General features: G+C 64.9%; 13 protein-coding genes. 6 read left to right on the top strand and 7 right to left on the bottom strand.

The features are described 5' to 3' along the window. Window positions 1-35: 35 nt before the first annotated feature. The 4 genes from ACTJKT_RS06820 to ACTJKT_RS06805 form a co-directional block, all read right to left on the bottom strand. Complete coding sequence (locus tag ACTJKT_RS06820) at window positions 36-854, bottom strand: alpha/beta fold hydrolase (RefSeq protein WP_440786575.1); 819 nt, start codon at window positions 852-854, stop codon at window positions 36-38. Window positions 855-1248: 394 nt separating this feature from the next. Continuing rightward, window positions 1249-1713: a hypothetical protein gene (locus ACTJKT_RS06815; RefSeq protein ID WP_440786574.1), complete on the bottom strand. Its 465-nt coding sequence runs from the start codon at window positions 1711-1713 to the stop codon at window positions 1249-1251. 62 nt (window positions 1714-1775) lie between these two features. Continuing rightward, on the bottom strand, window positions 1776-1994 hold the full coding sequence (locus tag ACTJKT_RS06810) for a hypothetical protein (protein ID WP_440786573.1): 219 nt from the start codon (window positions 1992-1994) through the stop codon (window positions 1776-1778). Window positions 1995-2492: 498 nt separating this feature from the next. Further along, on the bottom strand, window positions 2493-15509 hold the full coding sequence (locus ACTJKT_RS06805) for a non-ribosomal peptide synthetase (RefSeq protein WP_440786572.1): 13017 nt from the start codon (window positions 15507-15509) through the stop codon (window positions 2493-2495). 375 nt (window positions 15510-15884) lie between these two features. Here ACTJKT_RS06805 and ACTJKT_RS06800 point away from each other — a divergent pair, with 375 nt between their 5' ends. Beyond that, complete coding sequence (locus ACTJKT_RS06800; RefSeq protein WP_009050074.1) at window positions 15885-16433, top strand: RNA polymerase factor sigma-70; 549 nt, start codon at window positions 15885-15887, stop codon at window positions 16431-16433. A gap of 41 nt (window positions 16434-16474) precedes the next feature. Here the strand turns inward: ACTJKT_RS06800 and ACTJKT_RS06795 are convergent, their stop codons facing one another. The 3 genes from ACTJKT_RS06795 to ACTJKT_RS06785 all read right to left on the bottom strand — a co-directional run bounded on the left by ACTJKT_RS06795 (window position 16475) and on the right by ACTJKT_RS06785 (window position 18508). Beyond that, the gene (locus ACTJKT_RS06795) at window positions 16475-16915 is read right to left on the bottom strand and encodes a pyoverdine biosynthesis protein (RefSeq protein ID WP_440786571.1); all 441 of its coding nucleotides are present in this window, start codon (window positions 16913-16915) and stop codon (window positions 16475-16477) included. Between the two features lie 72 nt (window positions 16916-16987). Then, a complete protein-coding gene (locus tag ACTJKT_RS06790; protein WP_097304522.1) occupies window positions 16988-17779 on the bottom strand; it encodes a substrate-binding periplasmic protein in 792 nt (263 codons plus the stop codon). A 105-nt stretch (window positions 17780-17884) separates the two neighbouring features. Next, window positions 17885-18508, bottom strand: a complete 624-nt coding sequence (locus ACTJKT_RS06785) for a TetR/AcrR family transcriptional regulator (protein WP_097304523.1) — start codon at window positions 18506-18508, stop codon at window positions 17885-17887. Between the two features lie 221 nt (window positions 18509-18729). Between ACTJKT_RS06785 and ACTJKT_RS06780 the strand changes: the two genes are divergently transcribed. The 5 genes from ACTJKT_RS06780 to ACTJKT_RS06760 all read left to right on the top strand — a co-directional run bounded on the left by ACTJKT_RS06780 (window position 18730) and on the right by ACTJKT_RS06760 (window position 25182). After that, window positions 18730-20520 carry an acyclic terpene utilization AtuA family protein gene (locus ACTJKT_RS06780; RefSeq protein WP_440786570.1) on the top strand — a complete coding sequence of 597 codons (1791 nt, stop codon included), beginning with the start codon at window positions 18730-18732 and terminating at the stop codon, window positions 20518-20520. 12 nt (window positions 20521-20532) lie between these two features. Continuing rightward, on the top strand, window positions 20533-21402 hold the full coding sequence (locus ACTJKT_RS06775) for an SDR family oxidoreductase (RefSeq protein ID WP_440786569.1): 870 nt from the start codon (window positions 20533-20535) through the stop codon (window positions 21400-21402). Window positions 21403-21405: 3 nt separating this feature from the next. Beyond that, a complete protein-coding gene (gene atuC / locus ACTJKT_RS06770; RefSeq protein WP_440786568.1) occupies window positions 21406-23022 on the top strand; it encodes a geranyl-CoA carboxylase subunit beta in 1617 nt (538 codons plus the stop codon). 208 nt (window positions 23023-23230) lie between these two features. Next, window positions 23231-24388, top strand: a complete 1158-nt coding sequence (atuD, locus tag ACTJKT_RS06765; protein WP_440786567.1) for a citronellyl-CoA dehydrogenase — start codon at window positions 23231-23233, stop codon at window positions 24386-24388. After that, a complete protein-coding gene (locus tag ACTJKT_RS06760) occupies window positions 24385-25182 on the top strand; it encodes an enoyl-CoA hydratase/isomerase family protein (protein ID WP_440786566.1) in 798 nt (265 codons plus the stop codon). Before atuD ends, ACTJKT_RS06760 begins: the two co-directional genes overlap by 4 nt. Window positions 25183-25285: the final 103 nt, after the last annotated feature.

Raw genomic sequence — 25285 nt, 5'->3', positions numbered from 1 at the left:
CCCGCGATGACGTCAGCTCAAACGCCGCCAAGGCTTCAGCAGGAATGCCGCTCCGCCAGAAACGCCAACAACGCCTCGGTGACAAACGCCGGGTTCTCCAGATTGGAGATATGCCCCGCCTCGGGCACCAGCTGATAAGGGCAACCAATCAGCTCGGCCATTTCCCGGGTCTCCGAAGGTGGGCGCGGTTTGTCCTGGTCACCGCACAGCAGCAAGGTGGTCTTGGGGTCCAGCTGGTTCAGGCGCGACAGCACATCCGCCCGGCTGAAGGTGATGCGGCCCATGGGCACCACGCTTTCGCGCAGGCGTTCGCTGGGCAGTGCCGCGAGGACGGCGCGGAAGTCCTGGTACAGCGCCGACTGTGGGTCGATGCCGGGACGGAAGAAAATCGGTACCACGATGTCCAGCAGCGGTGACGGGATGGTCCCCGCCTCTTCGATCTGCTTGAACAACGAGAAGTAGTACTGGCGGGTCGGCTCCGGCTCGGCCCCGAGGTAGGTGTCCATCAGCACCAGGCCATTGATGCGCTGCGGCGCCGCCAGGGCCAGGCGCGCGCCCCACATGCCGCCCACGGACAGGCCGACCAGGGTGATGCGCTCGATCTGAAGATGATCCAGCAGCGCCAGCACCTGCCGGGCGATGTCGTCCAGCGAGGCGGTACCTTGCGGCAGCGCGCCGGATTGGCCGTGGCCCCACAGGTCCAGGGCGATTACCCGGTACTGTTTGGACAGCGCCTCGATCTGCGGCGCCCACATGTTCAGGTCCCACAGGTAACTGCCGGCCAGCAGCACCGCGGGGCCGCTGCCCTGGTCAAGGTAGTGAAGGGGTTGTCCATCAATAGTCGCGAAGGGCATCAACTGTCTCCTGTCAGGTGGGCTGCGAAAAAGCCTCGGTAGACTGTGCCGGTGACGGGTTGCCGTCAATCGGACAAGTCCTAAGGGCCGTGCAGGCCTGGAGGTTTTTCGCGAGCAAGCTCGCTCCTACAGGGGATGGTGGAATCCATGTTGTATGCCCTCGACACCCTTGAGTGAGATATCGAAGAGCGGCATAGCCGGTCCTTTCGACTCCCCTTTTTCCAAAATTGGGGGGCGATCAGCCAACTTTCATGAGCAACCGGCTTTGACACCTTATTCTAACTTCGCATCGTTTCACCTCCCCTCTAGAAGGGGGTGAATAGACTCAAAGTTCATATCAGAAAGTGCAAGTTATTCAGAGTCCTTTCATCTTCAACGAGACTCACACTTTGAGCTATATCGGGGTTGCCGCGATAATGATCATCTCGTCCTGGGAAAAACTGTTGGTTACAACTTGCGGACAGCGAAAACAGGCATCGGGCCCCTGTTCATTCCACCAGCGACAGGAGGCTCTTATCGAGCAACGGGGAAGTTTGTCTGTTACCGTTTTTAATTTATCTACGGTGCGCGATACAAGCTGGCAGCCTCCTTCCTTGTAATGCTGGCATCGCATTTCCGCACAGGGTGCGGAAATGCGAAATACCTCTGCCGGATTGACAGGGACTGTTGATTCAGCCAGCTCTTTGGTCATGGGTATTGCTTGTGAAAGGTAAGCTACTTCAGGATCTGCCACCGTGCCATTCACCACCCCGAATATTTTCGCGCCTTCCCAATCCGGCTGAGCACTTGGGCACAGAAGCTCTTTATTTCGGCCGTTCTCAATCAATCGGCGGGATTTTTCCAACGATTTGGGTGGCATTTTATTCCCTCCACCAGCATTCCTTCTGTCCCTATCGGCTTGACGAAAACATGCCGAAAAGCCTAGACCTTGCCAATATTGGCAACTTCCTTGAGTTCGCCTACCGCGCTTTGGGGGAGTACCTGAATGTTGAAGTCAATCCTTCCACCATAAATAAGGATCTTATCGCGCAACGCTTCTCCACGAGCATCAAGCGCTCTTTGCAAACCGCTAGCTATTGCAGTACTTATGTCGGCAACAGACAGATTCGTCGCTGCGCGTTCAAACTTTTCATTGGACATTTTCATTCTCCGAAACATAGCCGTTGAAATAACTGGAGGCATGCAAGCAGAACATCAATGGCGTTTTGGTGTTTCGGGGGCTTGGTAATGGCTCGCTTCAAACAGCTCCATGTCCATAAAAACTCCAAAATGACGATCTGCCATTATTGCTGGCGCGGCAATGACTTTGACAGTCACCCACTGTAAGAGCATAGCAACTAAAGTTAGCGTCAAAAGTCAAATTTGGAAGATGGATTAACTCGAATCACTCTAAGTGAAAGACTGAATCGCCCTGATCGCGAAGATGAATAATTCAACCCGGAGGGCCACGCTTTTTTAAAACTTCGAAGATGGGCAGCGGATAGCCGTAGAGGTGGCGATGGCACTCGGGCCAGCCGGGAGTGAGCAGGACCTCGATGGTGAGGCCCTGCCAGGTGAAGGTTCAGATTTGGGCGCCATCATGGCGCCCGATTGGGGTGTCCAGCTTGCCCACGATAGGGCCAGAACTGACGACGCTGATTAAAGCCCCTCCAGCTCCGCCATCAGATCGCTCAGGCGATCGACCTTCTCCTCGTTGATTTCATTGCTCGCCAGGCTGTCGATGTACTGCGCCAGTTCCTCCACCGTGCTGCACTCGAACATCGCCCGCAGCGGCACGTTGCGTTGCAGGGTTTTCTGCACCCGCGAGGCAATCTGCGTGGCCAGCAGCGAATGCCCGCCCAGTTCGAAGAAGTTGTCCCGGACCCCGACCCGCTCGACCTTGAGCACCTCGGCCCAGATATCGGCCAGGGTCTGCTCCAACTCGCTGCGCGGTGCCAGGTAGTCCTGGCTGTGCAACTGGCCGATCTCCAGGGCCGGCAAGGCCTTGCGGTCGAGCTTGCCGTTGGCGTTGAGCGGCATGCGCTCCAGCCACAACCAGTGCAGCGGCACCATGTATTCCGGCAGCTCGGCGCGCAGGCGTTGCTTGATGCGCTCCAGGCGTTCCGTCGGGTTCAGCGCCGAATCGCTGGCCACCAGGTAGCCCACCAGGTGCTTGCCGTTGACCCCTTCCTGCACGCCGACCGCCGCGTCGCGGACTTCCGGTTGTTCGTGCAGGCGGGCTTCGATTTCCCCCAGCTCGATGCGGTAGCCACGGATCTTCACCTGATGGTCGATGCGCCCGACGTATTCCAGCACGCCATCGGCGCGACGCCGTGCCAGGTCGCCGGTGCGGTACAGGCGTTCGCCCGGGGCACCGAACGGATGGGGCACGAACACCTGGGCGGTGCGCAGCGGATCGCTGACATAACCACGGCCGACCCCGGTACCGGCGACGCACAGCTCGCCCACCGCGCCCAGCGGCACCAGGTCCAGCGCGCCATCCATCAGGTACAGGCGGTTGTTGTCGGTCGGCGTGCCGATCGGCAGGTAGCTGCCACGGGTCGAGGCCATGTCGACGCGGTAGAAGGCCACGTCATCCGAGCACTCGGCCGGACCGTAGGCGTTGACCAGGCCGATCTGTGGGTAACGCAGCAACCATTGGTGCGCCAGCTCCGGCGGCATCGCCTCGCCGGTCGGCAGCATCCAGCGCAGGCCGTCGAGATGGATGGACTCCTGGGCGAGCATGCCCTGGATCAGCGACGGCACGCTTTCCAGCACGCTGATGCCCTGCGCTTGCACATGGGCCAGCAAACCTTGCGGGTCATGGGCGATGGTGTTCGGCACTATGTCCACCCGCGCGCCGAACAGCGGCGCGGCGAGGAACTGCCAGACCGAAATGTCGAAGCTCTGCGACGCGGTCTGGGCGATCACGTCGGCTTCGCTCAATTGCAGGTACGGCACCTTGCTCAGCTGGTTGTTGAGCATGCCGCGCTGCTCGACCATCACGCCCTTCGGCAGGCCGGTGGAACCCGAGGTGTAGATCACATAGGCCAGGTTGTCCGGGCCGCTGTAAATGCCTGGGTTGTCCAGCGCATGATCGGCCGCTTGCACCTCTTCCCACACCAACAAACGTGGTCGGTTGGCGCAGGCGAATTCGTCGAGCAAGGCTTGCGCCTGTGCCTGGCAGGCCGCGGTGCACACCAGCAACGGCGTGCGGCTCAGCTCGATGATCCGCCCCAAGCGCTGGCCCGGCAGGCCCGGGTCCAGCGGCAGGTAGCCGGCGGCGGCCTTGAAGCTGCCGATGATCATGCCCAGCAGGTCCAGGCTGCGCTCGGCCAACAGGGCCACCGGCTGGTCCAGGCCCACACCGTTGGCGATCAGGGCGTGGCCCAGGCGGTTACTGCGCTGGTTCAGTTCGGCGTAGCTGTATTGCAGGTCCAGGCAACTGGCGGCGATGCGTTGCGGATGGACCGCCACCTGCGCCTCGAACAGCTCGACGTAGCTGCGCTCCAGTGGGTAGTCATGCTCGCTCTGGTTGCAGCCGGCGAGCAGGAAGTCCTGCTCTGCTTCGCCCAGCAGCGGCAGCTCGGCCATGTCGCCATGGAAGCCCTGCACCAGCGCCAGCAGCAGGCGCTTGAACTCGCCGAGCATGCGCTCGATGGTCGCTTGCTCGAAGTAGCGCTGGTCGTAGGACAGGTGCAGCCCCAGATCGTCCCCCGGGTAGCACACCGCGGTCAGCGGGAAGTTGGTGTGGGTGCGGCCGGAATCCGAGGTGGCGTTCAAGCTTTGCGCACGGTCCAGCACCGAGACTTCCACCGGCGCGTTCTCGAATACGAACAGGCTGTCGAACAGCGGCTGGCCCTTGGGCAGCTCGCTGTTTTCCTGGATCGCCACCAGCGGCAGGTACTCGTACTCGCGCAGCTCCATGTTGCTTTCCAGCAGGCCGCCCAGCCATTGACGCACGCTCAGGCGCTGGCCGTCTTCCGGCAACTTCACCCGCAGCGCGATGCTGTTGATGAACAGGCCGACGGTGCGCTGCATCTCCGGCATTTCCACCGGACGCCCGGCCACGGTAACGCCGAACAGCACGTCACGCTCGCCGCTCAGGCGCCGCAGGACCAGGGCCCAGGCCGCCTGGGCGAAGGTGTTGACGGTCAACTGATGCTGCTGCGCCAACTCGCGCAGTTGCGCGCCGTCGCGGGTATCGAGACGGGTGTAGCAGTCACCGACGATCATGCCGCCGCTGTCGCCGGCGTGTTCGCGCAGGAACGGCCGGTCGCTCGGAATAGGCGTGGTGCGCTCGAAGCCTTGCAGGTTGTTTTTCCACCACTGGCGCGCTTGCGCCAGGCTCTGGCGTTGCAGCCAGCCGATGTAGTCGCGGTAGCGTGGCGGCACGCTGAGCTGGGCTTCGCGTCCTTCGCCCAGGGCGGTGTAGATCTCGAAGAAGTCGTTCATCAACAGCGAACGGCACCAGGCATCGATCAGGATGTGGTGGTTGCTCATCATGAACCAGTAGCGCGCAGCCCCCACGCGGATCAGCCGCAGGTGGAACGGCGCCTGCTCGAGCAGATCGAAACCGGCTTCGCGCTCGCTTTTCAGCAGCGCCTGCAGCTTCGGTTCCTGCTCGGTTTCGGCCACCTGGCTCCAGTCCAGGAACTCGACCGGCGTGCTGCCCGGCTTGTGGATAACCTGCAGCATGTCTTCGCCGACGTTCCAGCAGAAGGACGCGCGCAGGGCTTCGTGACGGGCCACCACCGCCTGCCAGGCCTGGGCGAAACGCGCCGGGTCCAGCTCGCTGTTGATGCGATAGCGGTCCTGCATGTAGTACAGGCCGGTGCCCGGTTCCAGCAGGGTGTGCAGCAGCATGCCCTCCTGCATCGGGGTCAGCGGGTAGACGTCCTCGATGGCGCTGGCCGGTACAGGCAGTGCGTCCAGCTGCGCCTGGGTCAGGCGTGCCAGGGGGAAGTCCGACGGCGTCAGGCCACCGGCATCGTCCTGCAGGCAATGGGCGATCAGGCTGTGCAGTTCGCCGAGGTAGGCCTGGGCCAGCTCGTCGATGGTCTGCGGGTCGAAACGCTCGCCGCTGAAGGTCCAGCGCAACACCAGCTCGCCGGCGTAGACCTGGCTGTCGACGCTCAGCTCGTTGGGCAGCGGCGCCTCCGGCGAATGGGCGGCGCCCACCGGTTCGTCCAGCGGACGGAACAGCGCGTCGCTGGCAAAGCTCTGGTCGAACTGGCCCAGGTAGTTGAAGGTGATCGGCGCCTGCGGCAAGGCCGCCATGCCCTGCTGGATCGCCGCGTCGGCCAGGTAGCGCAGCACGCCATAACCCAGGCCTTTATGCGGTACGGCGCGCAGCTGTTCCTTGATCGCCTTGATCGAGGCGCCCTGCCCGGCCGCTTCCTCTATAGCCAGCGGGGTCAGGCGCAGCGGGTAAGCACTGGTGAACCAGCCGACCGTGCGGGTCAGGTCGATCTCGTCGAACAGGGTTTCGCGGCCGTGGCCTTCGAGCTGGATCAGCGCCGAAGCCTCGCCGGTCCAGCGGCACAGCACGCGGGCCAGGGCCGTCAGCAGCAGGTCGTTGACCTGGGTGCGGTAGGCGCTCGGCGCCTGTTGCAGCAGTTGCCGGGTGCGCTCGGCATCCAGTTTCACGCTGAGGGTCCGGGCATGCTTGTTCTGCCGCCCGCCCTGGGTGTGCTGCACCGGCAGCTTCGCCGCCGGGCCAGCCAGTTGGTCCTGCCACCAGCTCAACTCTTCGCGCAGCGACTCGCTGCCGGCATAGGCCTGCAGGCGTGACGCCCAATCGCGCAAGGCGCTGGTTTTCGCCGGCAGGCGCGGCGTCTGCTGAGCTTCAAGCTGGCGGTAGAGGTTTTGCAGATCCTCCAGCAGCACGCGCCAGGACACGCCGTCGACCACCAGGTGGTGGATGGCGATAAACAGGCGTTGCTGCTCGTCCGGACCGTCCACCAGCAGCGCGCGCAACAGCGGTCCGTTGCTCAGGTCGAGGCTACGCTGAGCCTCGGCGAACAGCGCCGGGCATTGCTCCATCGAAGCCACGCGCACCGACATCAGCAGTGGCGCATCGGACAACGCCTGGTGCGCGGCCTGCCATTGGCCGTCGACCTGGGTAAAGCGCAGGCGCAGGGCGTCATGCTGGGCCAGCACCGCGTGCAGCGCCTGTTCCAACAACTGCCCATCGAGCGCCTGGGTCGGCGCCAGCAGCAGGGCCTGGTTCCAGTGTTGACGCTCGGGGATCTCGCTGTCGAAGAACCAGTGCTGGATCGGCGTCAGGCCCGACTCGCCGCTGAGCAAGCCTTGCTCGGCGACGATCTGCTCGCTGCGGCTGGCCACCGCGGCCAGGCTCTGCACGGTCTGATGCTGGAACAGGTCCCGCGGGCTGAAATGAATGCCCAGCTGACGGGCGCGGCTGACCACCTGGATCGACAGGATCGAGTCGCCGCCCAGTTCGAAGAAGTTGTCGTGCAGGCCGACCTGCCGCAGGTTCAGCACATCACACCAGACCTGGGCCAGGGTCTGCTCCAGTTCGTTGCTCGGCGCCACGTACTGCTGGCGGTTGAGTTCCAGGTCCGGCGCCGGCAAGGCGCGGCGGTCGAGCTTGCCGTTGGCAGTCAGCGGCATGCTCGCCAGCAGGACCAGGTGGGTGGGCACCATGTAATCCGGCAGATGGATTTTCAGCTGGGCCTTGATCGCTTCGCGCAAGGCAGCTTGCTGCTCGTCACTCTGCTCGGCGACATCGGTCACCAGATAGCCGGCCAGCTGTTTGCCGCCCGGCATGTCCAGGGCCAGCACCACGGCTTCGCGCACGGCGTCATGTTCCAGCAGACGGTTTTCGATTTCCCCCAGCTCGATGCGGAAGCCGCGAATCTTCACCTGATGGTCGACCCGGCCAATGTATTCCACCTGGCCATCGGCGCATTGGCGCACCAGGTCGCCGGTGCGATACAGACGGCCACCGTTGCTGCTGAACGGGTCGGCGACGAAACGTTCGGCGCTCATGCCCGGACGCTGGTGGTAACCCTGGGCCAGGCCGGCCCCGCCGACATACAACTCACCGGTGGCGCCTTGCGGCACCAGGGCCAGATCGGCGTCGAGGATATAGGCCACGCGCTCACCGACCACCGTGCCGATCGGCACGCTGCCGGCGCCCTCTTCCAGTTGTTCCGGCGCCAGGCTGGCCAACGGCATGACCACGGTTTCGGTGGGGCCGTAGGCGTTGAAGAACAGGCTCGGCTTGAACGCCGCGCGAATGCGGCTCAGGTGTTCGCCGGTCAGCGCTTCGCCGCCGGTGATGCACATGCGCACCGGCAGGGTTTCGCCCTGGGTCGCCAGCCACTGCGCCAGCTGGCTGCCGTAGCTCGGGGTGAAACCGAGGATGTTGATGCGGTGCTGACGGATCAGCTGGCAGATCTCTTCGGTGTCCCACTGCCCTTGCGCCCGCAGCACCACCTGGGCGCCGCTGAGCAGCGGCACCAGCAGACGCTCGGTGGCGGCATCGAAGTTGATGGAATAGAAGTGCAGCTCGCAGTCGTCCGGGCGCATGCCGAAGCGCTCGATCACCGCGCGACAGTGCATGGCGATCTCGCCATGGGACACCACCACGCCCTTGGGCTTGCCGGTGGAACCCGAGGTGTAGATCAGGTACGCCTGGTGCTGCGGCAGGCTGATAAAGGGCAGCTCACCGGCCGGGTAGTTGGCCAGTTGCGCGCCGTCCTCTTCCAGGCACCAGCGCGCCACGCTCGGCGGCAGCTGGCCCAGGGCCTGGAACATCGCCGCGTCGCTGAGCAGCAGGCCGATGCCACTGTCTTCGATCATGTAGTGCAGGCGGTCCAGCGGGTATTCCGGGTCCAGCGGCACGTAGGCGCCGCCGGCCTTGAGGATCGCCAGCAGGCCGACGACCATTTCCAGCGAACGCTCCAGGGCCAGGCCGACCCGCACCTGCGGGCCGACCCCACGTTCACGGAGCATCCAGGCCAGGCGGTTGGCGCGGCTGTCGAGCTCGGCGTAGCTCAGGGTCTTCCCGGCAAACGTCAGGGCCGGCGCGTCCGGGCGCAGCAGCGCCTGTTCGCTGAACAGGTGGTGGATGCACTGGTCCAGGCGGTGCTCACCGGGCTCGACGCCCAGGCTGTCCAGCAGCTGCTGTTGCTCGGCGCGGCCCAGCAGCGGCAATTCGCTCAGGCGCTGCTCGGGGCTCTCGATCAAGGCCTCCAGCAGGTTGCGCCAATGCGCCGCCATGCGCGCGATGCGCGGCTCGTCGAACAGGTCGGTGCTGTAGGTCAGGCAGCAACCCAGGCGATGGTCGAGGTCGGTGACTTCCAGGTTGAGGTCGAACTTGGTGGCCCGCGCATCGTTGGCCAGGTATTCGACGGTCATGCCGGCCAGGCTGCGGCTCTGCTGGAACTCCCAGCGCTGGACGTTGCACATCACCTGGAACAGTGGGTTGTAGGCGGCGCTGCGCGGCGGTTGCAGGGCTTCCACCAGGTGGTCGAACGGCAGGTCCTGATGGGACTGGCCTTCGATCACGGTATGCCGCACCTGCTCGAACAGCTCGCCGACGCTCATCTGCCCGTCGAGCTGGCAACGCAGCACCTGGGTGTTGAGGAAGGCGCCGATCAGCCCTTCGCTTTCCGGGCGGATGCGGTTGGCCACTGGCGCGCCGATGCGCAGGTCGGTCTGGCCGCTGTAGCGATAGAGCAGTACGGCCAAAGTGGCGGTCATGGTCATGAACAGGGTCAGGCCGTGTTCCGCGTTGAAGCGGCGCACCCGTGCCGCCAGTTCGTCACTGAGATCGAAGCGGTACAGCTCGCCCTGGTGGCTTTGCACCGGCGGCCGCGGACGGTCGCCCGGCAATTCCAGCAGCGGGTGTTCGTTGCCCAGTTGCGCGGTCCAGTAATCCAGCTGGCGCTGACGCTCGCCGGACTCCAGCCACTGGCGCTGCCAGACACTGTAGTCCAGGTACTGCACCGGCAAGGGTTCCAGCGGTGAGTCGCGGTCGTCGATAAAGGCTTCGTACAACGCGCTCAACTCGCGGGCGAAGATGTCCATCGCCCAGCCTTCGGTGACGATGTGGTGCAGGGTCAGCACGAAGTAGTGTTCCTGCTCCGCCGCCTTGACCAGGCAGGCGCGCAGCAGCGGGCCGGTTTCCAGGTCGAACGGCTGGTGCGCCTCGCTGTCGGCCAGTTGTTGCAGGCGTTGCTCGCGGGCCGCTGCATCCAGCTTGGAGAAATCCTTCCAGGCCATGCGCACACCGGTTTCCCCGTGCACCCGTTGCTGGGCCACGCCGTCGACGCTGGGGAAAGTGGTGCGCAGGGTTTCATGGCGCAGGATCAGCGCCTGCAGCGCCGCCTCGAAACGCCCGACATCCAGCACGCCCTTGAAGCGCGCCATGCCGCCAACGTTATAGGCCGGGCTGTCCGGCTCCATCTGCCAGAGGAACCACATGCGCTGCTGGGAATAGGACAGCGGCACAGGCGCGCTGCGGTCGACCTTGTCGATCGGCGGCTGCTGGTTGCGCTTGCCGGATTCCTGGATCAGCCGCACCTGCTCGGCGAAATCCCCCAGCTCGCTGGCTTCGAACAAGGCCCGCAGCGGCAACTCGACGTCGCAGGCCTGGCGGGTCCGGGAAATGATCTGCGTGGCCAGCAGCGAGTGGCCGCCCAGGGCAAAGAAATCATCGCGCAAGCCAATGCGCTGCTGCCCCAGCACCTCGCGCCAGATCGCCGCGATCTGCCGTTGCAGCTCGGTGACCGGCTCGACGTGTTCGCGCACCTGCCATTGCGGTTCCGGCAAGGCACGGCGGTCGAGCTTGCCGCTCGGGCTCAGGGGCATCGCCTCCAAGCGCAGCAGCTGCGCCGGCACCATGTATTCCGGCAACTCGCTGGCCAGGGCGGTTTTCAGGCGCTCGTTCTGCGCGGCTTCATCTTCCCCGGCGACGCTCGCGGTGTAATAGCCGATCAACTGCGCACCGGCCGCGGTCTCGCGCACCAGCACCGCGGCCTGGGCCACGCCAGCCTGGGCCAGCAGGCGCGCTTCGATTTCCTGGGGCTCGACCCGGAACCCCCGCAGCTTGATCTGCTGATCGAGGCGGCCTAGGTATTCCAGGGCGCCATCAGCGCCCCAGCGCACGCGGTCGCCGGTGCGGTACAGGCGCGCGCCCTCGGTGCTCAGCGGGTCGACCACAAAACGCTCGGCGCTCAGCCCCGGCCGCCCAAGGTAGCCACGGGCCAGGCCGCTTCCGGAGATGCACAACTCGCCTGGCACCCCGGCCGGCACCGGGTTGAGGTCGGCATCCAGCACCCGGCAGATCACATTGCCCAGCGGACGGCCGATGGGCGAACGCTCGCCATCGACGCTGCGGCAATGCCAGTGGGTGACGTTGATCGCGGTTTCGGTCGGGCCATAACGGTTGTGCAACTGGACGTTCGGCAGTTGTTCCAGCACCCGGTCGCGCAATTCGGCCGGCAAGGCTTCGCCACCGGAGAACACCCGGCGCAGGCTGCTGCATCCGGCGCTCAGCGACTCATCGACGAACAGCTGCAACAGCGGCGGCACGAAGTGCAGCGTGGTCACGCCGTATTGCTGCACCAACTGGGCGATGCGATGCGGGTCGCGGTGTTCGCCCGGCGCAGCCAGCAGCAGGCGGCAGCCGGTGATCAGCGGCCAGAAGCACTCCCACACCGACACGTCGAAGCTGATCGGCGCCTTTTGCATCAGCACATCGCTGGCGTCCAGGCGGTAGGTATTCTGCATCCACTGCAAGCGTTCGCTCAGGGCCGCATGGGTGTTGCCCACGCCCTTGGGCTGGCCGGTGGAGCCGGAGGTGTAGATCACATAGGCCAGGTTGTCGCCGTGCAGGTGCAGGCCCGGCGCATGGCTCGGCCAGCTGTCGAGCTTGAGGCTGTCCATGGCGATGGCGCTGACGCCCTCGGCCTGGGGCAGACGCTCGAGCAGCCGGGTCTGGGTCAGCAGCAGCTCGACGCCACTGTCGGCCAGCATGTAGGCCAGGCGCTCGGCCGGGTAGTCCGGGTCCAGCGGCACATAGGCGCCGCCGGCCTTGACGATCGCCAGCAGGCCGATCAACAGCTGCGGCGAACGCTCGGCGGCGATGGCCACGCAGACATCCGGGCCGACCCCCTTGTCGCGCAGGTAATGGGCCAGGCGGTTGGCCTGGGCATGCAACTCGGCGAAGCTCAGCTCGCCGCCCTGCCACACCAGCGCGGTGCGTTCCGGGGTCTGTTGCAATTGTGCGTCGAGCAGCTCGGGCAGCCATTGGCTGGCCGCCGCGCAAGGAGCTTCGCTCCACTGTTGCTGCTGCGCCTGCTCGCAGGGGTTGAGCAACGGCAGGTCGGCGATGGCGGTCTGCGGACGCTCGCAGGCTTCGCGCAGCAGGCTGACGAAATGCTCGGCCAGGCGCTCGATGGTCGCGGCGTCGAACAGCTCGGCGGCGTAGTCGAACGACAGGCTCAGGCGGCCGTTGCGGTCTTCTTCAGTGTGCAGTTGCAGGTCGAACTTGGCCTCGCGGCTGTGCCACGGCAGTTCTTCGGCCAGCAGCCCGGGCAACCGGCGCAGGGCGCCGAGGTCGCGCTGCTGGTGGTTGAACATGACCTGGAACAGACCCTGTTCGCGGGCCTGGGGGAAGGCTTCGAGCAGTTGCTCGAACGGCAGGTCCTGATGGGCCTGGGCTTCCAGCGCGGCCTGGCGGGTCTGCGCCAACAACGCGCTAAATGGCAGGCGGCTATCCACCTCGGCGCGCAGCACCAAGGTGTTGATGAAGAAGCCGATCAGGCCCTGGGTTTCCAGGCGCGGACGATTGGCGTTGGGCACGCCGATGCGGATGTCGCGCTGGCCGCTGTAGCGATGCAGCAGGCTCTGGAACGCCGTGAGCAACAGCATGAAGGGTGTCGATTCATGGGCCTGGGCGGTCTGACGGATGGCTTCGCTCAGGCTCGCTCCCAGGCGCAGGCTGTGACGCGCGGCGCTGTGTTGCCGCAGCGCCGAACGCGGATGATCGGTGGCCAGGCTCAGGCTCGGATGTTCGTCGCCCAACTGTTGTTTCCAGTAGGCCAGTTGCCGCTCGCCTTCGCCCTGGGCCAGCCACTGGCGCTGCCAGCTGCCGTAGTCGGCGTATTGCAGCGGCAGCGGCGCCAGGCTCGCGGCCTGGCCTTGCAAGGCGGCGGCATACAGGCGCGAGAACTCGTCGATCAGCACATTCAGCGACCAGCCGTCGGCGATGATGTGGTGCAGGGTCACCAGCAGTTGATGCTCTTCGTCGTCGAGGCGCACCAGGGTCACCCAGAGCAGCGGGCCTTGTTCCAGGTCGAACTGGGTACGGGCCTCATCCTCACGGATCTGTTGCGCCCGCGCCTCGCGCTCGGCCAGCGGCAGGTCGCTGAGGTCGATCACTTGCAGGTTGAACTCGCCGGCCGGCAGGACCTGTTGCAGCGCCTGGCCGTCGCGCTCGAAAAAGCGCGTGCGCAGGGATTCGTGGCGTTCGATCAGTTGCTGGAAGCTGGCGCGCAGGGCGTCTTCGTCCAGCTCGCCGCGCAGGCGCAGGCCGCCGGGAATGTTGTAGGCGCTGCTCTGCGGGTCGAGCTGCCAGGTGATCCACAGGCGGTTCTGCGCCAGGGACTGGGGCAGCGCCTCGGCGCGCGACAAGGCATTGATCGCGCCCTGGGCAAGGCCGCCGTCCTGTTGCAGTTGCGCGACCTGCGCGGCGAAGGCGCCAAGGGTCGGCGCCTCGAACAGCAGGCGCAGGTTCAGCTCCAGGCCGAGCTCTTCACGCAGGCGCGCGACGACCTGGGTCGCGGCGATGGAATTGCCGCCCAAGAGGAAGAAGTGATCGTCGCTCACCACCTGTTCCACCTGCAGCTGCTCGCGCCAGATGCGGCCGATCAGCTCTTGCAGTTCGCTGGTCGCTTCGCCGCTGGCCTCGCTGGTCGCAGCCTGGCGATCGGGGAAGACGGCATAGCTGTCGAGGCTGCCATCGGCCAGCCGGTTGCGGCAGGCCGAACGTTGCAGCTTGCCGCTGGAGGTCTTGGGCAAGGCGCCGGGATTGAGCAGGACTACCACGCTCGGCGCTTCCTGATAGGCCTCGGCCACGGTCTGGCGAATCAGTTTGATCAGCGCGTCCGGCGTGAGGATCTTCTGCACGCTGCGGCTGATTTCCGCGGCGATGCCGATGCCTTCCTGGCCCTGCTCGGTGACGGCGAAGGCCGCGACCCGGCCCTTGCGCACCACCTCGACCTCACGCTCGATGGTCTGCTCGATGTCCTGTGGATAAAGGTTGTGGCCACGCACGATCAGCATGTCCTTCAAGCGGCCGGTGATGAACAGCTCACCGTCGCGCATGAAGCCCAGGTCGCCGGTGCGCAGCCAGGTCCGGCCGGCGTGCTGGACGAAGGTCTTGGCCGTGGCCTCGGGGTTGCGCCAGTAGCCGTGGGCGATGCTCGGGCCGGCGGCCCAGACCTCGCCGACCTGGTTGTCGTCCAGCTCGACCAGGCTGTTCGGTTCGACGATCAGCACAGCGTGCTCGGGCTGGCTGGTGCCGCAGCTCATCATCGCGTTGCCGGTGCCCGGCTCGGCGCAGTTCTGTGCCAGGGCCTGCTCGTCCAGGCGCAGGGCCGGGATGCCCTGGCCACGGGTGCCGCCGGCGACAAACAGGGTGGCTTCGGCCAGGCCATAGGAGGCGAAGAAATTGTTCGGGGTGAAACCACTGGCGGCGAACTTCTCGGCGAAGCGCTCCAGGGTGTCCAGGCGGATCGGCTCGGAACCGGAATAGGCCACACGCCAGCGGCTGAGGTCCAGGCGCTCCAGGGCCGACTCGCTGACCCGCTCGCTGCACAGGCGGTAGGCGAAGTCCGGGCCGCCGCTGATGGTGCCGCCGTACTCGCTGATCGCTTCCAGCCAGCGCAACGGCCGGCCGAGGAAGTAGGCCGGCGACATCAATACGCAGGGCACGCCGCTGAAGATAGGTTGCAGCAGGCCGCCGATCAGGCCCATGTCGTGGTACAGCGGCAGCCAGCTGACGATCACGTCGTCGGGGTTGAGATCGATGCCGAAGCCGCGACGGATCAGCAGTTCGTTGGCCACCAGGTTGCCGTGGCTGACTTGCACGCCCTTGGGCAAGGCGGTGGAACCCGAGGTGTATTGCAGGAAGGCGATGTCGTCGCCCCGCACTTCGGTGGCGGTCCAGCCCTCGGCCAGGCTCGCCTCCAGGCTATCCACGCAGAGCAGCTGCGGCGCGTCGGCGCCTTGCAGTTCGTCCATCTGCGCCAGGGAATCGCGCAGCCCGCTGCTGGTCAGCAGCAGGCGCGGCTCGGCGTCGGCGATAATCGAGATCAGCCGCTCCTGGTGATGGCGTCGGCTCGACTCCGGCGGATAGGCCGGCACCGCGATGACCCCGGCATACAGGCAGGCGAAAAACGCCGCGACATAGTCCGGGCCGCTGGGGAACAGCAGCACCGCGCGATCGCCCAACCCGGCATTGGCCTGCAGCGCCGCGGCGATGGTCCGGGCACGCAGATCCAGGTCGCGATAACTGAGGACCACGCTCTGATCCTGCTCTTCGGCAAGAAAGCGCAAGGCCACTTGATCGGGGGTCTGAGCCGCCCGGCGTTGAAGGGCTTGAGCCAGAGTGCTGGGGAGTTCGAACGCGTCCATCATGGGGTTTCCTGCGCGGATTGTGCTTGCACGTAGAGCCGCGAACCAAGGCCGCGACCGTTACATAAACCTTTGAAAAATAAAGGCTCCTGCCCTCGGAACGGGGCATCTGGAGACTGCTGTGGCGGGATTTTTCACCCGCAATCTTTCTCCAATGAGAACGGATGACGTCTTGAAATAATTAGTCCGCACTCTCCCCTCTGACACCTTCACCCAGTGCGACAACGGGCCGCAGTTCTCACGCTGCACCAAAGAGGATCATTAATTCTCTTTCTCAATTGACAATCATTATCATTCAACATAATTTGTCGCTCGATGTGTAAGACGAATCTGAAATTTCTGTCGTCCTACTAACCCTTTTGCAGCAAGGTGATTTCCATGACGGAACAAGTATCCACAAGCAGGTGCGATTCACCGCTACTCCAGGCCTTTGTCGACAACCGCCTGATCCTGGTCAAAATCGCGGCGCGCATTACCGGCTGCCGCTCCCGCGCCGAAGACGTGGTGCAGGACGCTTTCTTCCGGCTGCAATCGGCGCCGCAGATCACGTCGTCGTTCAAGGCGCAGTTGAGCTATCTGTTCCAGATCGTGCGCAACCTGGCGATCGACCACTATCGCAAGCAGGCGCTGGAGCAGAAGTACTCGGGCACTGAAGAAGAGGGCTTGAATGTGGTCGTGCAGGGCGCGTCGCCAGAAACCTCACACATCAATTTCTCGACCCTGGAACACATTGCCGATGCGCTGACGGAACTGCCGAGCCGCACCCGCTATGCGTTCGAGATGTATCGCCTGCATGGCGTGCCGCAAAAGGACATCGCCAAGGAACTCGGAGTCTCGCCGACGCTGGTGAATTTCATGATTCGCGATGCGCTGGTGCACTGCCGCAAAGTCTCCGGCAGCCGCGCCGACACCTACGCCCGTCACTGATCCACGCCTCTGCTCGCGATAGCCACCCGTGCGCCACGGCGCTACCGCGAACACGCTCCCCCTCGCCAGACTTCCCCGATGGCCCGACGCTGCTCGGCACCTGGCCCCTGCGCCAGAATCAGCAAGGCCGCGCGCTTGTGGGAAAAATCGAAGGGCCTCTGGCAATGCAGGCAACGCTCCTGCTGATCGAGCTCATGGCCAGCGGCCTCGGCAAACGCCGGCTCGTTCGGCCCGTGGTCGAGGCATAACGAATGCACCAGGGCCGATAACCAGCCGGCCATCCACTCGTCCCGCCGCCCTTCTTGCCCACGCAAGGCTTGCAGCACCTCGCTGCCCGTCGGCGGCAGCGGCGTGCCAGGCCCTGGGTTGGCACCTGTGGTTTCAATGCCGGCGAGCCGCAGCGGTTGCAGGCCACCGGTATCGGCGGCACAACGGCAGGTATCGGCAACGGCCACAGCGGACAGCGTATCGAGAGAGGACATGGCACGGACTCAGCGTCATCGGTGTTCAACCAAGTGACGTGAGCCGCAGAGAGAAATTTAGGCAGGCCGGCTTCACTTGGCCGGTGGCATGACCACGATGCGGTAGGGATCGAAGATCTTCAGCAACTCGCCGCTGTCGCGCAGGCGCCCCAGCAACTTGGCGAAATCTTCGCCGCTGATCGGCGCCATGGGGCGAATCAGGGCGTAGTGGTGGTAGACCTGATCGATCCGCTCCGAGGCGAACAACTGCTGCGCCGTGTCGCTATTGTGCGAGAGGAAATCACTGAGGTAGGAACGGGTCACCAGCGCAATGTCGGCACGACCGCGCAGCACCATCAGCAGGTTGCTGTCGTGGGAATAGGTCAGGGTCGCGTTGTAGGTGTCGGCCAGGTACTTGGGGTCGGCATTGAAGTTGGCGAACGCGTAGTGGTAACCGCTGAACAGGGCCAGGCGCTTGCCCTTGAGATCGGCGAAATATTCCTGGCCGCGGCCGGGCTCGCGCTGGGCGGTGAAGATCTCGGCATCTTCCAGGCCCATGTCGACGCTGGTGTGGGGAATGTTCTGCCAGCCCCAGGCCGGGTTCTCGAAAATCGCCATGTCGACGCGACCTTGCTCGAAATCGCGAAAACGCCGGGGAACCGAGGTCGGTACCAGCACGAATTGATAGTCGCTCTGCAGCGCATTCAAGGCGTCCACCAGTTGCGGCAGCAACCCGGTGTCGGCGCCCTGCTCGGGCCGCACGGTATAAGGAGGAAAATGCGCTGCACCGACTCGCACCAACTGCGCGGCGCAGACCGGAAAAACCGTCAGGGTGGCCAGGGCCCACACCAGCATTCGCAAAGCCGTCCGCATTGGCAAAGACATCAGGCAACTTACCTCAAGAAAGGAAACAGGGCTGTGCCATTAAAGCTAGGCGGTTTCCGCCGCTTCGACAACTTTCCACTGAATAATTAATTACTTGCGGGGAGCCTATGGCTCCTTGAGCACCAGGGTCAGCGCTTCCTCGGCCAATTGCTCGAGGGTCAGGCTGCCGTCGGCGCGAAACCAGGTGGTGGTCCAGGACAGGGCCCCAGTGAGAAAACGCCGGGTAATGAACACATCGCCCTTGATAAAGCCGGCCTCCTTGGCCTCGCCCAGCACCTGGGACCAGATCTGCTCATAAATGTCGCGCAGCGCCAGGACGTCGGCCTGCCCCTGGGCCGACAACGAGCGCCATTCGTAGACCAGCACCGCCATGGCCTCGCCGCTGCCGCCCATGATCGACTGCAGCTCGCAGCGGATCAGCGCCAGCACCCGCTCGCGCACGCTGCTGGCTTCGGCCAGTTCGGCGCGCATCAGGGCGGTGTTGTAGTGGATGGTTTCCTCCATCACCGCGCGCAGGATGTCGTCCTTGCTCTTGAAGTGATGAAAGATGCTGCCGGACTGGATGCCCACCGCGCCGGCCAGGTCGCGCACCGTGGTGCGCTCGTAGCCTTTATTGCGAAACAGGTGGGCCGCGGTTTGCAGCAGCTTGCCGCGGGCGCTGTCCGGATCGGTCAGTTGCCCGTTGGCGACCAGCTGGCGCATCACCAGCAAGGCTTTTTGCTCGTCCACGGCCTCTCTCCTACATTCACTCGATCGTTATGCGGCGCAGCCCGCTGAAACAGGGAGCTTGCGCGCGCAATTTAAGCCCGTGGGGACGACCAAGCAAGCGCTTGGGAATAAGATATTTCCGACGTTTACAAACCAAGCGCTTGCTTGGTAGTCTCGATCCCGTTCTGTCATCGAGTCTTTCATCGCGCCTTTCATCGAGTCTTTTATCGAGAGCCCCTGCCATGACCAAGACCCTCCGCATCGGCTGTGCCAGCGCCTTCTGGGGCGACACCTCGAGCGCCGCCGCGCAACTGGTGCAGGGCGGCCGCCTGGATTACCTGGTGTTCGACTACCTGGCCGAGATCACTATGTCGATCATGGTCGGTGCGCGGATGAAGGCCCCCAGTGCCGGCTACGCCACGGATTTCGTCGAGGTCTTGAGCCCGCTGCTGGGCGAGATCGCCCGACAGGAGATCCGGGTCATCAGCAATGCCGGCGGGGTCAACCCGCAGGCCTGCGCCGCGGCCCTGCAAGCGGCCTGCGACCAGGCCGGGGTCACCCTGAAAATCGCCGTGCTGCTGGGCGACGACCTGCAACCCCAATTCAAGCAACTGAGCGGCAGCGGCATCCATGAAATGTTCAGCGGCGCGCCGCTGCCGCCGATGTGCGTGTCCACCAACGCCTACCTCGGCGCCCCCGGGATAGTCGAAGCCCTGAAGCTCGGCGCCGACATCGTCATCACTGGCCGCGGGGTCGACAGCGCGGTGGTCAGCGCGGCGCTGGTGCATGAGTTCGGCTGGTCCTGGCACGACTACGACAAACTGGCCCAGGCCGCCCTCGCCGGGCACATCATCGAATGCGGCGCGCAGTGCACCGGCGGCAACTTCACCGACTGGCGCGACGTACCGGACTACGAACACATCGGCTTTCCCATAGTCGAGGTCGGCGCCGACGGCCAGTTCGTGGTCAGCAAGCCCGAAGGTTCCGGCGGCCTGGTCACGCCGCTGACCGTCGGCGAACAGCTGCTGTATGAGATCGGCGACCCGCGGGCCTATCTGCTGCCCGATGTGGTCTGCGACTTCACCCAGGTCAAGCTGCGCCAACAGGGCAAGAATGCGGTCAGCGTGCACGGCGCCAAGGGCCTGCCACCGACCGACCAGTACAAGGTCAGCGCCACCTACCCGGACGGTTTCCGTTGCACCGCCAGTTGCCTGATTGCCGGCATCGATGCCGTGGCCAAGGCGCGCCGGGTCAGCCAGGCGATCATCGACAAGACCGCGGAAATGTTCGGCCAGCGCGGCTGGGCGCCCTACAGCGAAGTCAATATCGAACTGCTCGGCAGCGAAGCCACCTATGGTCCCCACGGCCAACGCCAGGACAGCCGCGAAGTGGTGATCAAGCTCGCCGTGCGCCATCCGGACAAGCGCGCACTGCTGCTGTTTTCCCGGGAGATCGCCCAGGCCGCCACGGGCATGGCCCCGGGCCTGACCGGCATCGTCGGCGGCCGGCCCACGGTCTATCCGCTGATCCGCCTGTTCTCGTTCCTGATCGACAAGAGCGCCTGCACCCTGGAAGTCGAAATGGCCGGCCAGCGCCACCGGGTCGAGCTGCCCGAACTCGACGCCCTCGACTCCAGCGCCCTGCCCGCGCCCCATGCCGTGGCCAGCCCCCTGGGCCGCGCCGATGCCAGCGTGGCGCTGGTCAAGCTGGCGGTGGCGCGCTCCGGGGACAAGGGCAACCACAGCAATATCGGGGTCATGGCCCGCGCGCCCGAGTACCTGCCGTGGATCGCCGAAGCCCTGACCCCCGCCGTGCTGGTGGACTGGATGAGCCATGTGCTGGACCCGATCCACGGCCGGGTCCAGCGCTGGTACCTGCCGGGCAGCCACAGCCTGAATTTCCTGCTGGAGAACGCCCTCGGTGGCGGCGGTGTCGCCAGCCTGCGCATCGACCCGCAAGGCAAGGCCTTCGCCCAGCAGCTGCTGGAAATCCAGATCCCGGTGCCGCAGAGCATCGCTGACGCCGTCAACTAGAGGATGCCTGCCGTGACTTACGACTCGATTTTCAAACCCGACCTGTTCGCCGGCCAGACCATAGTCGTCACCGGCGGCGGTAGCGGCATCGGGCGCTGCACCGCCCACGAACTGGCGGCCCTTGGCGCCCGCGTGCTGCTGGTGGGGCGCAAGGCGGACAAACTGCACCAGGTGGCCGCGGAGATTGCCGAAGACGGCGGCCAGGCCAGCGGGCATGCCTGCGACATTCGCGACGAGGAAGCGGTCAAGGCCCTGGTCAGTGAACTGATCCGTGACCACGGGCCGCTGCATGGCCTGGTCAACAATGCCGGCGGGCAGTATCCCTCGCCCCTGGCCTCGATCAATCAGAAAGGCTTTGAAACCGTGCTGCGCACCAACCTGGTGGGCGGTTTTCTCATGGCCCGGGAAGTCTTCAACCAGTCCATGAGCAAGCACGGCGGCAGCATCGTCAACATGCTCGCCGACATGTGGGGCGGCATGCCCGGCATGGGCCATTCCGGCGCCGCCCGTTCGGGGATGGACAACTTCACCAAGACCGCCGCGTTCGAATGGGGCCATGCCGGGGTGCGGGTCAACGCCGTGGCGCCGGGCTGGATCGCCTCCAGCGGCATGGACACCTACGAAGGTGCGTTCAAGGCGGTGATCCCGACCCTGCGCGAACACGTGCCGCTCAAGCGCATCGGCACCGAGTCGGAAGTCAGCGCCGCCATCGTCTTCCTGCTCAGCCCGGCGGCCGCCTTCATCAGCGGCAGCACCTTGCGCATCGACGGCGCCGCCAGCCTCGGCAGCCGCGCCTGGCCGTTGCACAAGGCGTCCCACAGCCAGTCCTACAACGGCTTTCACCGCGCTTATCTGCCGGACGTGCTCAAGGATCAGGAGTAAGCCATGCCGGTCATTCAGTCCCAACTCGACCCTCACAGCCCGCAGTTCCTGCAGAACCGCGAAGCGATGCTGGCCGGCCTGGCGCAAATGCGCCAACTGGAACAGAACCTGCTGGCCAAGGCCGCCGAGGCCAAGGCGAAATTCGAAAAGCGCGGGCAACTGCTGCCCCGCGAACGCCTCAACCTGCTGCTGGACCCCGGCGCGCCCTTTCTCGAACTGGCGAGCCTGGCCGGCTACAAGCTGCACGACGACAAGGACGGCAGCCAGGCCGGTGGCGGGCTGATCGCCGGCATCGGCTACGTCAGCGGCGTGCGGGTGCTGGTGGTGGCCAACAACAGTGCGATCAAGGGCGGCACCATCTCCCCCAGCGGCCTGAAAAAATCCCTGCGCCTGCAACAGATCGCCATGGAAAACAAACTGCCGGTGGTGACCCTGGCCGAAAGCGGCGGCGCCAACCTCAATTACGCGGCGGAGATCTTCGTCGAAGGCGCGCGCAGTTTCGCCAACCAGGCGCGCATGTCGGCCATGGGCCTGCCGCAGATCACTGTGGTGCACGGCTCGGCCACCGCCGGCGGGGCCTACCAGCCGGGGCTGTCGGATTACGTGGTGGTGGTGCGTGGCAAGGCCAAGCTGTTTCTTGCCGGCCCGCCATTGCTCAAGGCCGCCACCGGCGAGGTGGCCACCGACGAAGAACTGGGCGGCGCCGAGATGCATGCACAGGTGGCCGGCACCGCGGAATACTTGGCGGAAAACGACGGCGACGGCGTGCGCATCGTGCGGGAAATTCTCGACGCCCTGCCGTGGAATGCCCGGCTGCCGCTGCAGCCTCAGCGCGCCTACGCAGAACCCCTGTACCCGATCGACGAGCTGCTGGGGCTGATTCCCGACGACCCGAAAAAACCTTATGACGCCCGGGAAATCGTCGCGCGCATCGCCGACGGCTCGAACTTCCTCGAATTCAAGGGCGAGTTCGACCAGCAGACCCTCTGCGGCCATTTACAGATCCAGGGGCGCCCTTGTGGGTTTATCGGCAATAACGGGCCGATCACCCCGAAAGGCGCGAGCAAGGCCGCGCAGTTCATTCAGTTGTGCGACCAGAGCGGCACCCCGCTGCTGTTTTTCCACAACACCACCGGTTTCATGGTCGGCACCGAGTCGGAGCAGCAAGGCGTGATCAAGCACGGTTCCAAGCTGATCCAGGCGGTGGCCAATGCCCGGGTGCCGAAACTGACGATAGTGGTCGGCGGCTCCTACGGCGCCGGCAACTACGCCATGTGCGGCCGCGGCCTGGACCCCCGCTTCATCTTCGCCTGGCCCAACAGCCGCACCGCGGTGATGGGCGGCGCCCAGGCCGGCAAGGTGCTGCGCATCGTCACCGAGGCCAAGCATGCCAAGCAGGGCCAGGCGGCCGATCCGCAGATGCTGGATATGCTGGAACAGGTCACCGCGCAGAAACTCGACAGCCAGTCCACCGCCTTGTATGGCAGCGCCAACCTGTGGGACGACGGGCTGATCGACCCACGGGATACCCGCACCCTGCTGGGTTATCTGCTGGATATCTGCCACGAGGCCGCGGTTCGCCCGTTGCAGCCCAACAGTTTCGGCATCGCACGGTTCTGATGTAGCCGCTGCCGCAGGCTGCGATAAGGCCCGAAGGGCCTTCGAGGGCCTCAAGGGCAACGTCCCCTGCGGGGCCGATCGCAGCCTTCGGCAGCGGCTACAGGGATAGCGAGCGGTTCCGCAACGGTGGTGTTTTCGGCCCGCGGCAACGGTTACAGGGTCACAAGGTTCAGGGATTGCGTCACTCAACTTGAGGAGAACAATAAAAATGATCTTCACCCAGGAACATGAAGAACTGCGGCGCACGGTGCGCAACTTTGTCGAGCGCGAGATCAACCCGTACGTCGATGAGTGGGAAAAGGCCGGGCGCTTTCCGATCCACGAGATTTTCCGCAAGGCCGGCGAACTGGGCCTGCTGGGCATCTCCAAGCCGGAGAAGTTCGGCGGCATGGGCCTGGACTACAGCTATTCGATAGTCGCCGCCGAAGAATTCGGCACCATTCATTGCGGCGGCATCCCGATGTCCATCGGCGTGCAGACCGACATGTGCACCCCGGCCCTGGCGCGCTTCGGCTCCGACGAGCTGCGCGAAGAGTTCCTGCGCCCGGCCATCAGCGGGGAAATGGTCGGCTGCATCGGCGTCTCCGAAGTCGGTGCCGGCTCCGACGTGGCCGGGCTCAAGACCACGGCGCGCAAGGACGGCGACGACTATGTGATCAACGGCAGCAAGATGTGGATCACCAACTCCCCCAGCGCCGACTTCATCTGCCTGCTGGCCAACACCTCGGACGACAAGCCCCACGTCAACAAGTCGCTGATCATGGTGCCGATGAACAGCCCCGGTATCAGCCTCAGTCCGCACCTGGACAAGCTTGGCATGCGCAGTTCGGAGACCGCCCAGGTGTTTTTCGATAACGTGCGCGTGCCCCAGCGCTATCGCATCGGCCACGAAGGTGCCGGTTTCATGATGCAGATGCTGCAATTCCAGGAAGAGCGGCTGTTCGGCGCAGCCAACATGATCAAGGGCCTGGAGTACTGCGTCGACAGCACCATCGAGTACTGCAAGGAGCGCCAGACCTTCGGCAGCCCGCTGATCGACAACCAGGTGATCCACTTCCGCCTGGCCGAGCTGTCCACCGAAATCGAATGCCTGCGGGCCCTGGTGTACCAGGCCACCGAGCAATACGTGCGGGGCCAGGACGTCACCCGCCTGGCGTCCATGGCCAAGCTCAAGGCCGGGCGCCTGGGCCGCGAAGTCAGCGACAGCTGCCTGCAATACTGGGGCGGCATGGGCTTCATGTGGGATAACCCGGTGGCCCGCGCCTATCGCGACGTGCGTCTGGTGTCGATTGGTGGCGGCGCCGACGAAATCATGCTGGGCATCATCTGCAAGCTCATGGGCATCCTGCCGGGGAAAAGAAAATGAGCCGCCTGCCCGCCTGCGAAACCCTGCTGCTGGCGCCCCGCGGCGGCGTCCTGCACATCACTCTCGATCGCCCGGACAGCCGCAACGCCATGAGCCTGCAAATGGTCGCCGAACTGCGCGCGGTGCTGGCGGCGGTACGCGATGACCGCGGCATTCGCGCCCTGGTCCTGAGCGGCGCCGGCGGGCACTTCTGCGCGGGCGGCGACCTGAAAGACATGGCCACTGCCCGCGCCCAGGGCGCCAGTGCCTATCAGGAACTGAACCGGGCCTTCGGCACCTTGCTCGAAGAAGCCCAGCACAGCCCGCAGGTGCTGATCGTGCTGCTGCAAGGTGCAGTGCTGGGTGGTGGCTTCGGCCTGGCCTGTGTCAGCGATATCGCCATCGCCGATCATCAGGCGCAGTTCGGCATGCCGGAAACCAGCCTCGGCCTGCTGCCGGCGCAAATCGCCCCATTCGTGGTCAAGCGCATCGGCCTGACCCAGGCCCGCCGGCTGGCGCTGACCGCCGCGCGCTTTGATGGCCACGAGGCCAAGCGGTTGGGCCTGGTGCATTTTGTCGAAAACAGCCCAGAGGCCCTGGCCGAACGCCTCGATGAGGTACTGGCCCATGTGCTGTGCTGCGCGCCCGAAGCCAATGCCGCGACCAAGGCGCTGTTGCTGGCCAGCGATGAAGAGCCGCTGGCGCCCCTGCTCGATCGCGCGGCGGAACAGTTCGGCGCCGCCGTCACCGGTGCCGAAGGCATCGAGGGGACCATGGCCTTCGTGCAGAAACGCAAACCGGCGTGGGCCTCATGAGCCCCATCGCGAGCAAGCTCGCTCCTACAAAGGAGTAGGCAGGTCACGGACCTGTAGAAGCGAGCTTGCTCGCGAAATGCCCGACCCAACACCACCGACCTCA

It is taken from the genome of Pseudomonas sp. 22526 (assembly GCF_052044735.1).
GTDB classification, from domain to species: Bacteria; Pseudomonadota; Gammaproteobacteria; order Pseudomonadales; family Pseudomonadaceae; genus Aquipseudomonas; species Aquipseudomonas piscium.
Note: the sequence above shows the minus strand (reverse complement) of the source record. Positions and strands in the feature narration are given on the sequence as shown.